This window comes from Aldersonia sp. NBC_00410, from assembly GCF_026342035.1.
GTDB lineage: Bacteria > Actinomycetota > Actinomycetes > Mycobacteriales > Mycobacteriaceae > Aldersonia.
Genome location: NZ_JAPENM010000001.1, coordinates 197,631 through 209,841 on the forward strand (window position 1 = coordinate 197,631; position 12,211 = coordinate 209,841).

General features: G+C 68.3%; 14 protein-coding genes. 8 read left to right on the forward strand and 6 right to left on the reverse strand.

Going from position 1 to position 12,211, the window contains the following annotated elements; all coding sequences use genetic code 11:
- The first annotated feature begins 10 nt into the window (after positions 1-10).
- From OG921_RS00865 to OG921_RS00895, 7 genes are all read left to right on the forward strand, one after another.
- Positions 11-286 (forward strand): hypothetical protein, encoded by a 276-nt coding sequence (locus tag OG921_RS00865; protein ID WP_266110457.1) that lies wholly within the window; start codon positions 11-13, stop codon positions 284-286.
- 34 nt (positions 287-320) lie between these two features.
- On the forward strand, positions 321-626 hold the full coding sequence (locus tag OG921_RS00870) for a DUF3349 domain-containing protein (RefSeq protein WP_266110458.1): 306 nt from the start codon (positions 321-323) through the stop codon (positions 624-626).
- 11 nt (positions 627-637) lie between these two features.
- Complete coding sequence (locus tag OG921_RS00875; protein WP_266111005.1) at positions 638-943, forward strand: DUF3349 domain-containing protein; 306 nt, start codon at positions 638-640, stop codon at positions 941-943.
- Positions 944-956: 13 nt separating this feature from the next.
- Positions 957-2,117, forward strand: coding sequence for an o-succinylbenzoate--CoA ligase (menE, locus tag OG921_RS00880; protein WP_266110459.1), 1,161 nt, complete (start codon positions 957-959; stop codon positions 2,115-2,117).
- Positions 2,118-2,174: 57 nt separating this feature from the next.
- Positions 2,175-3,164: an ATP-binding cassette domain-containing protein gene (locus OG921_RS00885; protein WP_266110460.1), complete on the forward strand. Its 990-nt coding sequence runs from the start codon at positions 2,175-2,177 to the stop codon at positions 3,162-3,164.
- Complete coding sequence (locus OG921_RS00890; protein WP_266110461.1) at positions 3,161-3,988, forward strand: ABC transporter permease; 828 nt, start codon at positions 3,161-3,163, stop codon at positions 3,986-3,988. Before OG921_RS00885 ends, OG921_RS00890 begins: the two co-directional genes overlap by 4 nt.
- A 164-nt stretch (positions 3,989-4,152) precedes the next feature.
- On the forward strand, positions 4,153-5,064 hold the full coding sequence (locus OG921_RS00895; protein WP_266110462.1) for an SMP-30/gluconolactonase/LRE family protein: 912 nt from the start codon (positions 4,153-4,155) through the stop codon (positions 5,062-5,064).
- A gap of 13 nt (positions 5,065-5,077) precedes the next feature.
- Here the strand turns inward: OG921_RS00895 and OG921_RS00900 are convergent, their stop codons facing one another.
- Positions 5,078-8,317 carry a BTAD domain-containing putative transcriptional regulator gene (locus tag OG921_RS00900; protein ID WP_266110463.1) on the reverse strand — a complete coding sequence of 1,080 codons (3,240 nt, stop codon included), beginning with the start codon at positions 8,315-8,317 and terminating at the stop codon, positions 5,078-5,080.
- A 100-nt stretch (positions 8,318-8,417) separates the two neighbouring features.
- On the opposite strand from OG921_RS00900, the gene OG921_RS00905 reads away from it, so the two are divergent.
- Positions 8,418-9,287: a 1,4-dihydroxy-2-naphthoate polyprenyltransferase gene (locus OG921_RS00905; protein ID WP_266110464.1), complete on the forward strand. Its 870-nt coding sequence runs from the start codon at positions 8,418-8,420 to the stop codon at positions 9,285-9,287.
- Between the two features lie 2 nt (positions 9,288-9,289).
- Here the strand turns inward: OG921_RS00905 and OG921_RS00910 are convergent, their stop codons facing one another.
- The 5 genes from OG921_RS00910 to OG921_RS00930 form a co-directional block, all read right to left on the reverse strand.
- Positions 9,290-9,670, reverse strand: a complete 381-nt coding sequence (locus tag OG921_RS00910; protein ID WP_266110465.1) for a phage holin family protein — start codon at positions 9,668-9,670, stop codon at positions 9,290-9,292.
- A gap of 34 nt (positions 9,671-9,704) precedes the next feature.
- The gene (locus OG921_RS00915; RefSeq protein ID WP_266110466.1) at positions 9,705-10,280 is read right to left on the reverse strand and encodes a Clp protease N-terminal domain-containing protein; all 576 of its coding nucleotides are present in this window, start codon (positions 10,278-10,280) and stop codon (positions 9,705-9,707) included.
- The gene (locus tag OG921_RS00920; protein WP_266110467.1) at positions 10,280-10,501 is read right to left on the reverse strand and encodes a helix-turn-helix domain-containing protein; all 222 of its coding nucleotides are present in this window, start codon (positions 10,499-10,501) and stop codon (positions 10,280-10,282) included. The genes OG921_RS00915 and OG921_RS00920 overlap by 1 nt, the downstream gene beginning before the upstream one ends.
- A 268-nt stretch (positions 10,502-10,769) precedes the next feature.
- Entirely contained in the window at positions 10,770-11,858 is a 1,089-nt protein-coding gene (locus OG921_RS00925; protein ID WP_266110468.1) for a PLP-dependent cysteine synthase family protein, read from the reverse strand.
- Positions 11,855-12,193, reverse strand: coding sequence for a DUF4229 domain-containing protein (locus OG921_RS00930; protein WP_266111006.1), 339 nt, complete (start codon positions 12,191-12,193; stop codon positions 11,855-11,857). The genes OG921_RS00925 and OG921_RS00930 overlap by 4 nt, the downstream gene beginning before the upstream one ends.
- Positions 12,194-12,211: the final 18 nt, after the last annotated feature.

The following is a 12,211-nucleotide window of genomic DNA, read 5'->3' on the forward strand; positions in this document are numbered from 1 at the left end:
GGTATTCCGCATGCAGACCATTTCCAACACCCTCGACTCGCTCTGGCAGGTGCTGGCCGTCGGCGTCGCGTTCGGCGCCGGCGTCCCGTTGATGTTCGCCTGCGGACTGCGGTTCCTGAGCGCGCACGGCGATGACGTCGACGCCGACGGAACCGCGAAACGCAACGTGCGCACAACGATCGCCGCCGGCGCGTGCTTCGCCGTCGTGCTGATCACCGTGATCACGGGAATACTGTTCATCATGAAGGACTTCTTGGCCAATGACCTGGGGATTCATATCTTCTGACGAGCCATGGTCACTTGCCGAAAGGGGGATTTTCGTGGCGTTCAATCCGCTGAGTGCAGCACTCAACTGGCTGCGTGGCGGCTATCCCGAGGGTGTGCCACGCGAAGATTACGTTGCGCTGCTCGCCGTGCTCCGGCACAAGTTGACCGATGTCGAGGTCCGCGAGGTCGCGGCGGCGCTCACCGCCGAACGAGAAAACGGCGAGCCGATCGATCCCGAGGAGATCGAGGCTACAATCGCCGAACTGTCGCTGCAGGAGCCGTGCGAGGAAGACGTCGCACGCGTCCAGGCGCGCCTCGCCGCCGGTGGGTGGGTTCTCGCCGAGGCCGTGAAGGAATAGCGGCCGTGGCTATCGATCTGCCTCCCATCCTGAGCAACATCGTCGGCTGGCTCCGGGCTGGATATCCGCAAGGGGTTCCCGAAGCCGACTACATTCCGTTGCTCGCGATACTCACTCGTCGGCTCTCCGACGACGAGGTGCAGCAGATCACCGACCAGCTTGTCGAGATCGGCGTGCTGCCCGTCGAAAAGACCGATATCGGCGTGATGATCACCCGAGTCACCGACGAGATGCCGCTCGAGAGCGATGTACAGCGCGTGCGCACCCATCTCGAATCCGGCGGCTGGCCGACCGCCGGCATCGACGAGGCCAGTTGAGCCGACGGCCCGCGTGACGCCTTCCCTGCGCACCCTGACGATTCCCGCCGGGCAGCGCGCCCTCGACGTGCTCCCCGCCCTGCGGGACATCCTGCACGGCGACGATCCCGCAGTCCTGCCCGTGCCCGCCGACGATCCGCGCGAGATCGATCGCCTGACTTCGGCTTTGCGGCCAGGCGAGCCAATCGAGGACGGGATCGCCTTGGTGGTGGCCACTTCCGGCACCACCGGTGTGCCGAAGGGCGCGATGCTCTCGGCGGCAGCTTTGCGAGCCAGCGGCACCGCGACACAAACCTTCCTGGGCGGGCCGGGTGCCTGGCTGCTCGCCCTGCCGGCGCACCACATAGCCGGGTTGCAAGTGCTGCTGCGCTCGCTGCTCGCCGGCACCGAACCCGTCGTGCTGGATGTCTCGTCCGGCTTCGACCCCGCCGATCTGGTGCGCGGTATCGAGGCCATGTCCGGGTCGCGGCGCTACACCTCCCTTGTGCCCACCCAGCTGGTGAAGGCGCTCGACGACCCCGCCGCGACCGCGGCGCTCGCCGATCTCGACGCGGTACTGATCGGCGGCGCGGCGACCCCCGTCGTGCTGCGCGAGCGGGCCGAGGCGGCGGGCATCACGATCGTGCGGACCTACGGAATGAGCGAGACCTGCGGCGGCTGCGTGTACAACGGCGTCCCGCTGGACGGAGTGCAGGTACGGATCGCAGAGGGCGGTCGCGTGCTGCTCGGCGGCGACGTGCTCGCATCGGGGTATCGCGGACTGCCCGAGCACCCCGCGTTCGCGGAGCGGGGCTGGTTCCGCACCGACGATGCGGGCAGCGTGCGCGACGGTGTGCTCACCATTTCCGGGCGCCTCGACGAGGCAATTTCGACCGGCGGCCTCACCGTGGTGCCTCAGGTGGTGGAGGCCGCGCTGAGTACGCATGCCGGCGTGCGCGAATGCGCGGTCGTCGGTCTCACCGATCCTCGCCTCGGTCAGCGGGTAGTGGCGGCGGTGGTCCCGTCCGCAACCCCGCCCACCCTCGATGAGCTGCGCGAACATGTCATCGCGCGGCTCGACCCGACCGCGGCGCCGCGCGAGCTGTACCTGCTCGATGCGCTGCCGCTGCGCGGCCCGGGCAAGGTCGATCGCGCCGCGCTGCGGGCCGCGCTTGCAGCCCGCTCGTCGAACTGAAAGCGGGCGCAAGTATCACGCAAGGGCGGTGCAAGCCGGGCCCGGCAATCTGATGCCATGACCAATCCAGCTACGCAGTTCGCCGTCGAGGCCGAGGGCCTCGTAAAGACGTTCGGAGAGCAGCGCGCGGTCGACGGAGTCAGCCTCACCGTGCCCACCGGGTCCGTTTACGGCGTGCTCGGGCCGAACGGTGCCGGCAAGACCACGACCATCCGCATGCTCGCCACCCTCCTGCGCCCGGATGCCGGCAACGCCCGCATCTTCGGCTACGACGTGGTGCGCGAACCGACCGCCGTCCGCTCGCTCGTCGGCGTCACCGGGCAGTACGCCTCGGTCGACGAGGACATGACCGCGACCGAGAACCTGGTGATCTTCTCCCGACTGCTCGGCCTCACCCGCGCCGCCGCGAAGCGCAAGTCCGCAGAGTTGCTCGAGGAGTTCGATCTCGTCGAGGCCGCGAACAAGCCGTTGAAGAACTTCTCCGGTGGTATGCGGCGCCGGCTCGATCTCGCCGCCAGCCTGATCGCCGCTCCCCCACTGCTGTTCCTCGACGAGCCCACCACCGGACTCGACCCGCGCACCCGCGCCCAGATGTGGGAGACGATCCGCCGGCTGGTCCGCGACGGCTCGACCGTCCTGCTCACCACGCAGTACCTCGACGAAGCCGATCAGCTCGCCGATCGCATCGCCGTGATCGACCGCGGCCGGGTGATCGCCGACGGCACCGCCGACGAACTCAAATCGTCGGTCGGCGTCTCCACGCTGCTGCTCACCCTCGTCGACCGCACTCGCACCGAGGACGCCCGCCGCCTGATCGCCGAACAACTCGGCACCGAGGTGGCCATCACGCCGGAAGCCGGCCGCCTCACCGCGCCGATGAACAATGCCCGTGCCACGCCGGAGATCCTGATTCGGCTGCGCGACAACGGCATCGACGTCGACGAGATCACGGTGTCCAAGCCCAGCCTCGACGAGGTTTTCCTCACCATCACCGGCCATCCCGCCGACGACGCGGATCCGGCCGATACCGAACGGAGCCTGGTATGACAACCACACTGACCGCGCCGAGCGAAAGCACGGTCACGCGGCCGGCGGCGCGGCACCGGATCAGCCTGCGGCAGACCGTCGAGAACACCCTCACGATGGCCTACCGCGGCATCATCAAGATCAAGCACAACCCCGAGCAGCTGTTCGACGTGACGCTGCAGCCGATCCTGTTCACCCTGATGTTCACCTACATCTTCGGCGGCGCGATCTCCGGTGATGTGCACAGCTACCTGCCGGTCATCATCCCCGGCATCCTCGTGCAGACCGTGATCATCACCTCGGTGGTCACCGGCACACAGCTGCGCGAAGACATGGACAAGGGCGTGTTCGACCGGTTCAAATCGCTACCGATAGCCCGGATCGCCCCGCTCGCCGGCGCACTCACCGCCGACATGGTGCGTTACGGCATCGCCACCGTGCTGACCTTCGTGATGGGCTACATCATGGGCTACCGGCCCGGTGGCGGGATCCTCGGCGTCGTCGCCGCCGGCCTGCTGGTGATCGGCTGCTCGTTCGCCGTCAGTTGGATCTTCGCCCTCATGGGTGTGCTGATGAGCAAGGCCTCTGCGGTGCAGGGTATCTCGATGCTGATCCTGTTCCCGCTGACCTTCATGTCGAGCGCGTTCGTGCCGGTCGAGACCATGCCCGGCTGGATGCAGGCCTTTGTCAACGTGAACCCGATCAGCCACCTCGTGTACGCGGTGCGCGATCTCGCCAACAACGGCCACATCGGCTCGCACTTCGGCTGGTCGGTCCTCGGTGCCGCGATTATCGTCGCGATCTTCGCACCGCTGACCGTGAAGATGTACATGCGCAAGGCCTGAGCACGCACCCACTGCGGACCCCCGGCGAGTATGCGGTACTCACCGGGGGTCCGCCGTGTTTCCCGCAGCGCACCCTGCAACTGGTGTTGAATGCACTCGACCCGGCCACCGCCCGTGCACCGCAGCGCCATCCAGTGGCCCTGCTGACGCTGAACCGAGGAACGATGACGTCTTCGTATCGCACGGCAGTCGCCGCTGCGCTGCTGATCGGCACGTCCGTGATCGGCGGTGGCGTCGGGCAGGCCGAGCCGGCGCCCGATACCTGCCGGCCGTGGACTGCCACCACCATCAGCAGCGGCCACGGCATGCTGGAGAACCTCGCCTTCGATGGACGCGGCGCGATGCTGCTGTCCCGATTGGCATTCGGCTCGCCCGGTTCGATCGACCGGCTCGATCCGGCAGGCAACTACGCCACCGTGGTGGCTTCGGTCGAGTCGCCGGGCGGGATCACAGTGGCGGGCAACACCGTCTACTTCGCCACCGGAAACTCGCCGGTGTCCCTGCTGACCGGCGCGAAGGACGGCACCGTCGACACCTACGACCTCGACTCCGGGATGCGACAGACCTACGCTCGCGGTCTCACCATGCCGAACGGCCTCACCACGCTGCCCGACGGCGACCTCGTGGTCAGCGGCAACCAGCGGCTCACCGTGGTGCACCGCAGCGATCCCGCCCGGCCCGAGCCGTACGCCCTGGCCGGGGTCAGCACGAACGGGCTCGCGGTCGATCCCACCGGGCGGTGGCTCTACACCGACAGCACCTTCGATCCCACCACGAAGGTGTTCGGTGTGGACATCGCCGCTCCGGGTGCGCCCGCGCGCGAGTGGCCGGTCCCCGGGTTCGGTCTGCTGAACATCGGCGACGATCTGACGACGGACGCGGCAGGCAATGTCTACATCGCACTCAACCTGGCGGGCAAGGTGATTCGCCTGAACCCCGCGACCGGTGCGCAGTGCACGATCGCACAGGGTCTCACCCTCACCTCGTCGGTGCGCCTCGGCGCGGGGCCCGGCTGGGATCCGAATTCGCTGTACGCCACGGGCTGGGACGGCAGCGTCCGCAAGCTGACGCCCTAGCGAATTCGTGCGCTCAGCGCCCCAGCAGATCGAGAATTTCGTCGGCCGCCCGTTGCCGAGGTATCCCGACGGCCGCGGCCAGCTTTTCTTCGACCCGCGCGTCGCCCAGAACTTCCCGCGCGCGGGCGAGATGATTGACGATCGCCATCGACGGAAGATCCTGTCGGGCATGGGTATTCATCGCCAACGTGAGCATTCGCAGACCCACTTCCTGGTCCGTGCCCGTGGCGATCCGGTAGCTGCCGATCGCCGCACCGAGCGCGCCGATCTGCGGCAGGTCGGGATAGATGGCCATCCACTGCAATGCACTCGCGGTGAGATCGGCTGCGATTGTGGTGATCTCGGCTGCCCGACCGTGTTGCACATGGGCGCCGATCACTCCGCTGGCGATCATCGTCTCGGACGGTCCGGGGTTGGGCTGCACCGTGTGCGGCCAGCCAACGATGGTGAGGGCGTTGCGATATGCGGCGAGTCCACGGTCGATCCGGCCTTCGGCCAGATCGGCTTCGGCGAGGGCCGCCTGCACGCTCGCCAGGCGCTGACTCGCCTCCGTGCCCGCCCCGACCTCGGATCCGATCAGGCTATCCGTCGTACCGACCAGATCGGCGAGGTCGCGGCGCGCCTCCGCGACCCGGCCGGCACCGATCAACGAGGCATCCAGGTATGCGCGGATCGAAATGGTTTCCTCGTGCGCATGCAAAGTCGTGGTCGCATCCAGGGCGCGCCGGTAATACTCGACGGACTCCGCATACTGCGCGGACTGCCCGTACAGGCTGCCGAGATGCTGGCTTGCCATCGCGGTGGTCCATACGTCGTTGCCCTGTTCGGCAAGGACCAACGCGGCCAATGCGTCTCGCCGGGAAAAGTATGCGCGACCGAAGTTCTCGCTGAAATTCGCGCGGGCGATCAACGCCGCGACTCGAGTTGTACGGTCGGACGACCGCACCCCGACGGCGAGTAGGCGCGACAGTCCGCGCCCCTCCCGACCGATAAGCATCAGCCGGGAAACGAAACGCGCCGCCTCGGACAGCTCGGTGCGTTGCAGCGCGCGAACCTTGCTCCGGGCGCGGGCGAATGCCCGGAAGTTGGCACCGATCGCCATGTGCATGCCCGCCATCATGTAGCTCAGGGCAAGCAGATCCACGGGAATGTCGTCGGGCGCATCGGATGCCGGACCGAGAGCGAGTACGCGTGGCGCCCAGTTGAACACCTCCGAGTGGGCGCCGCGCATCGCCCACAATGTCGCGAGCACCGCGAACACGTGATGCGTGGTCCGGACGTCGTCCCGGGCGACGGCCGCACGCAGCACCGCGACCAGATTGTCATGGTCGGCTTCGATCCGCTGCACGGTGCGCACCTGCTCGTCGACCGCGGATTCGGCGACCCGCACTGCGAATTCGCACGCCCACTGCGCCGTTCGCCGCGCCACCTCGTCGGCCTCGTTCGGCTCCTGCTCGAGCAGTTCCTCGCCGAATTCGCGGACGGTTTCGAGCATGTGGTAGCGCAGACCCGTGTTCGCGGTCTCCTGAATGTCGAGCAGCGACTGGTTCACCAAACCGTCGAGCGCCAACGCCATATCGTCGACAACGCCCCATTCGGCCACTGCAGCAGCAGATTCCAGCGTGAACCCGGCAGGAAAGCGACACAGCCGGCGCAACGCCGCCTGCTGCTGCGGATCGAGCAGTTGCCAGCTCCAGTCGATCACGGCGCGCAGCGTGCGGTGCCGATCCGGCGAGGTGCGATCGGCGCTGCGCAGCAACGCGAAGCGGTCCGCGAGCCGGTTATTGATCTCTTCCACCGACATCGTCCGCACCCGGGCCGCAGCGAGTTCGATGGCCAGCGGCAGCCCGTCCAGGGTGCGGCACAGCCGGGCCACCTCGGCGGGGTCGAGCCGGGCCGAGGGCCGCACCGCCCGCGCCCGCACGTGGAACAGGTCGGTGGCGGGCGAACCCGCCTCGTCGATCTCCAGCGGCGGCAGCGGGTAGACCGTCTCGGCCGAAATCATCAGTGGTGCACGGCTTGTGGTGACCACCGAGAGCGTGTCGCCGGCGGCGACGAGGTCCGCGACGACGTCGGCGACCGCGTCGACGAGGTGCTCGCAATTGTCCAGGATCAGCAACATCGGCCGCAGCGACAGCGCGACCTTGAGTCGCTCGTAGGCGGTGTGCAACTGCGCGCGAACCCGGATGCCCGGCTGCAGGTCGGTCTCGCTGAGTCCGAGCACCGCGCAGATCGAGGCGACCACGTCGTCCCCGCTGCGCAGCGAGGCCAGCTCGACCAGCACCACCGGGCGGTGCTGCGCGATCCGCTGACCGATCTCGTTTGCCACCCTGGTCTTGCCCGCTCCGCCCGGGCCGAGGATGGTGGTGACCCGCGCCTGCTGCACCGACCGTTCGATGGCCGCCAGGTCGTCCTCCCGGCCGAGCAGCGCATTCGGGGCCGCGCGCAGCCCGATCGAGGCGGGCAGCCGATCGACGGTGCGGGTCTCGGTTTCGCCGCGCAGGATCCGGGTGTTGAGCTGCACCAGCTCGGCCCCGGGATCGGCCCCGAACTGGTCGGCGAGACGCTCGCGCAATGCCGCGAAGACATCGAGCGCTTCGTTGCCGCGGTTCAACTCGGCCAGCACGTGCATCAGCTCGAGATGCGCGGGCTCGTCGAGCGGGTTGCGGTCGGCCCGCGCCCGCACCAGCGGTAGTGCGGTCTCGAGATCGCCGAGCGTGCGGCGCGCCGCGATCTCCAGGTCACCGAGCGCGTCCAGGCACGCCTGCGCCTCCTGATGGACCGCGCGGGCGGGCTCGCCGTCGGGCAGATCCGCCCCCGGCTCGCCGCGCCACAGCTCGCGCGCCCGCGCCACGGCGTCGAGACAGCCCCGCGCGTCGCCCAGCTCGGCGGCGGTGCGGGCTTTGCGCGCCAGCACACGGGCGAGCGTCAGATCGACCTCCCGATCGTCGAGGGTGAGGCGGTAGCCCGCCGGCCCGATCTCCAGCGCGCCCTCGGGCAGCGCCGCACGAAGCCGCGACACCTGGGTGTGCAGGGCGTTCATCGGCGACCGCGGCGGCGCGTCACCCCACACATCGTCGATGAGACCTTGCGCGCTGCGACTGTGTCCGGGGCGCCGCGCCAGCGCCGCCACCAAGCTGCGGGCCCGCGCGCCGGGCAGCGGCACCAGGTCGCCGTTGCGACGGGTGCACACCTCACCCAGCAGAGCCACAACGACCGATGCGTTGTCGAGCTCCGCCGGGTCGCTCCCCATCGCGGCTGACTGTATTGACACGGTGCTCCGAATCGTATTCGTGCGAAGGGGTGTGCGGCCACCAGGCGGGGTCGCCGGCCGGCCGTGCAAGGATCTGGTCATGGCTTCAATGGCCCAGTGGATCGAAGGCGCCCGCCCGCGCACCCTCCCGAACGCGATCGCCCCGGTGCTCGCGGGCACCGGCGCGGCGGCGTCGCTGGATGGCGCAGTGTGGTGGAAGGCGCTCCTCGCGCTGGTCGTGTCGTTGGCGCTGATCATCGGGGTGAACTACGCGAACGACTACTCGGACGGGATCCGCGGCACCGACGACGAGCGGGTGGGTCCGTTGCGGCTGGTCGGCTCGCGTCTGGCGACGCCCGCTTCCGTGCGCAACGCCGCCGTCGCAAGCCTCGGTGTCGCGGCCGTGGCCGGCCTGGTTCTCGCCGTCACCTCCGCGTGGTGGCTGGTGCTCGTCGGCGCGCTCTGCATCGCCGGCGCGTGGTTCTACACCGGCGGGCGGAAACCATACGGCTACAGCGGCTTCGGTGAGATCGCGGTATTCGTGTTCTTCGGCCTCGTCGCGGTGCTCGGCACCCAGTTCGTGCAGGCCGACGAGGTCGACTGGGCCGGCCTGGTGTGCGCGGTCGCGGTCGGCAGCTTCTCCAGCGCGGTCCTCGTGGCCAACAACCTGCGCGATATTCCGACCGACACCGCCTCGGGCAAAGTCACGCTGGCGGTCCGGCTCGGCGATACGCGCACGCGGACATTGCATCTGGCGCTCCTGGTAGTGCCGGTGGTCGCGACTCTCGTGCTGGTCGCGCGGACCCCCTGGGCGCTGCTCGGGCTGCTCGCCGTCCCGTTCTCGGTGCGCGCCAACGCACCGGTTCGGTCCGGCCGACACGGCCTGGAACTGATTCCTGCGCTGCGCGATTCGGGCCTGGCGATGCTGCTGTGGGCGGTCGCGACCGGGATCGCGCTCGCGATCGGCTGAGGTCAGTCGCGATCCGGCACGAGCATCCCGAGCACCCAGTTCACGATCGAGATGATGATCGAGCCCCACACGGCGGTCCAGAACCCGTCGACGTGCAGGCCGTAATCGGTGCTCTCGGTGATCCATGACGTCAACAACAGCATCAGCGCGTTGATGACGATCAGGAACAACCCCAACGTGACGAGCACCAACGGGATCGACAGCAGCTGAACCAGCGGCTTCACCAGCATGTTCACCACCGTGAACACGGCCGCGATGCCGAGCAGCACCACGATGTCCCAGCCCGTGCCGTTGTCCGAACTGGAGATGTCGATGCCCGAAACCCAGGCCGCGGCAAGCCAGATCGCGACTGCGTTGATGACCAGACGTGCGAGGAAGATCATGCTGCGATGCTGGCATAGTCGCCGTCCGGCTGTCTCAGGCGGCCCGATCGAGCAGGTCGAGCACCTTGGCGCGCAGATCCGCGACCGCGATATGAGCCTCGATGAGAGCGCGCGTGGTGTCGTTCGGTGCGCGCAGCACGCCGAGCAGGAGGTGCTCGGTCTCGATGCGGTCGTCCTTGCGCGCGATGGCTTCACGCAGGCCGAGCTCGAGGATCTTCTTCGCGCCGGCAGTGAACGGAATGTGGTTGCCGCGCAGGCGGGCGAGGAAGCCGCGCGACTCCTCGGCCGGCGAGGTCCGGTCGAGAGCATCGGGGCCGAACGTCTCCTCGAGGCTGCGGCGCACCGCATCGAGATCGATCCCGATCGAGCGCAATGCCTCCGCGTCCGCCTCGCCGAGCGGCTGTGCACGCCCGGCCTCGTCGAGCGCCTCCTGCACCGCGTCCCGGCTCAGGCCGAGGTCGTCGAGCAGTGTCGCGAGCGGGGCGTCCGCGGTGGCGATGATGCCGAGCAGCACCTGCTCGACGTCGATCACCGGACTGTTCCCGGCGCGCGCCTGCTCCTGCGCGGCAAGCACGGCTGCCCGTGCACTGTTGCTGAACCGCTGGAACATCAGCGGGCCCTCCCTCTTCGATTGTGCTTCTGATGGACCGCCTGCCTGCTCACCTCGAGCGAGTCCGCGATCTGCTGCCAGGACCAGCCCTGAGCGCGCGCGTTGTCCACCTGGATCGCCTCCAGTCGCTCGGCCAGCCTGCGCAGTGCGATGACTGCCCGGAGCCCGACATTCGGGTCGGGACTGCCTGCTGCGGCGGCAAGACTCGTTGCCTCGGTCATGGCTGTCAATTTACGTTGACAGAACCTCCGTGTCAACCTTTATTGACAGCCCTCGGACCTCGGTGATCACGAGCAACTGGCCCCTGGATTCGGCGTGTCGGGGGCCATTCGGTCGTGATCACCGCAGCAGAGGGGCCACTTGTTCGGGCTCGCGACAACGAACAAATGGCCTCCAAAACGGGGCAAATCGGGGCCATTTCCTCGTGATCACCGCGGATGCAGGGCCATTCGGTCGTGATCAACGGGGGTGGCAGAGCGAGCAGTGCGGTCAGCCAGCAGGCCAACGCCCGGTCTTGACGAATTCCTCCAGGACGACGGCGTGCGGGGCGAGGTCGAGGCCCTGCGCCTGCACCCAGGCGTCGTCGAAATACGTTCCGGCGTAACGGTCTCCGCCGTCACAGAGCAGGGTGACGACGCTGCCGGACCGGCCCTGTTCGAGCATCTCGGCGATGAGCGCGAAGGTGCCCCAGAGGTTGGTGCCCGTGGAGCCACCGATGCGCCGGCCGAGCACGGTGCTGGCATGCCGCATCGCGGCGATCGAGGCCGCGTCGGGCACGGCGATCATCCGGTCCACCACCTGCGCGACGAACGACGGCTCGACCCGCGGGCGGCCGACGCCCTCGATTCGCGACGGCATTCCGGTCCGATAGCCCGGGTCGCCGGTCTCGTAGGAGCCGTAGAACGCCGAATTCTCCGGATCGACAACCGCGAGGCGAGTGCCGTGGCGGCGGTAGCGGATATAGCGACCAATGGTGGCGCTCGTCCCCCCGGTGCCTGCGCCGACCACGATCCAGGTGGGCACGGGGTGCAGTTCGTGCAGCATCTGCTCGTAGATCGATTCGGCGATGTTGTTGTTGCCGCGCCAGTCGGTGGCCCGCTCCGCGTAGGTGAACTGGTCGAGATAGTGCCCGCCGGCCTGTTCGGCCAGGCGCGCCGCCTCGGCGTAGATCTCCGACGGGCGATCGACGAAATGGCAACGCCCGCCGTGGGATTCGATCAGCGCGATCTTTCGCGGACTGGTGCTCTCGGGCATCACCGCGACGAACTCGAGGCCGAGCAGGCTCGCGAAGTACGCCTCGCTGACCGCGGTGGATCCCGAGGACGCTTCGACCACGGTGGTCCCCTCGGTGATCCAGCCGTTGCAGATCGCATACAGGAACAGCGATCGGGCCAGCCGATGCTTGAGGCTGCCCGTGATGTGGGTCGACTCGTCCTTCAGATAGAGCTGGACCGGCCAGTCGGCCGGTAGCGGGTAGCGCAGCAGGTGGGTGTCGGCGCTGCGCTGAGCGTCCGCGTCGATGAGCCGGACCGCATTGTCCACCCAGGTGCGGGGGGTACTGCGGTCACATGCGGTCATCGCGACGCGTCGCCGCCTTCTTCATCACCGCGCAGCCGCGCGCGTAGGTCGGCCTTGTCCCTGCGCCGCTTCTCGTCGACGTCGGCGATGGCTTCGTTGACCTGAATCCGCAGCTTCTTGAACAAAACCAGCGAAAGCGGCAGCGCGATGACCACCGCGAAGATCAGCACGACGAGGAATGGGATCGTGACTCCGGCCAACTTGCCCACACCGAAGATGACGGCCGCGAGAACGACGACGAGCAACAGCCGTGCCACCGTGTAGAGCGCGAGATTGCGCGCGAGCCGACCGCCCGGGCTCGGCGTCGCGTCGGAGTTCGGAGTATCTTCGGCCACCAGGTCAGCGTAGGCGAT

Coding starts and splice junctions, on each gene's coding strand:
- OG921_RS00900 (WP_266110463.1), bottom strand. CDS start 8,317: ATGGGGAGCGACCCGGCGGAGCTCGACAACGCATCGGTCGTTGTGGCT.
- OG921_RS00905 (WP_266110464.1), top strand. CDS start 8,418: ATGGCTTCAATGGCCCAGTGGATCGAAGGCGCCCGCCCGCGCACCCTC.
- OG921_RS00910 (WP_266110465.1), bottom strand. CDS start 9,670: ATGATCTTCCTCGCACGTCTGGTCATCAACGCAGTCGCGATCTGGCTT.
- OG921_RS00920 (WP_266110467.1), bottom strand. CDS start 10,501: ATGACCGAGGCAACGAGTCTTGCCGCCGCAGCAGGCAGTCCCGACCCG.
- OG921_RS00865 (WP_266110457.1), top strand. CDS start 11: ATGCAGACCATTTCCAACACCCTCGACTCGCTCTGGCAGGTGCTGGCC.
- OG921_RS00895 (WP_266110462.1), top strand. CDS start 4,153: ATGACGTCTTCGTATCGCACGGCAGTCGCCGCTGCGCTGCTGATCGGC.
- OG921_RS00915 (WP_266110466.1), bottom strand. CDS start 10,280: ATGTTCCAGCGGTTCAGCAACAGTGCACGGGCAGCCGTGCTTGCCGCG.
- OG921_RS00925 (WP_266110468.1), bottom strand. CDS start 11,858: ATGACCGCATGTGACCGCAGTACCCCCCGCACCTGGGTGGACAATGCG.
- OG921_RS00890 (WP_266110461.1), top strand. CDS start 3,161: ATGACAACCACACTGACCGCGCCGAGCGAAAGCACGGTCACGCGGCCG.
- OG921_RS00885 (WP_266110460.1), top strand. CDS start 2,175: ATGACCAATCCAGCTACGCAGTTCGCCGTCGAGGCCGAGGGCCTCGTA.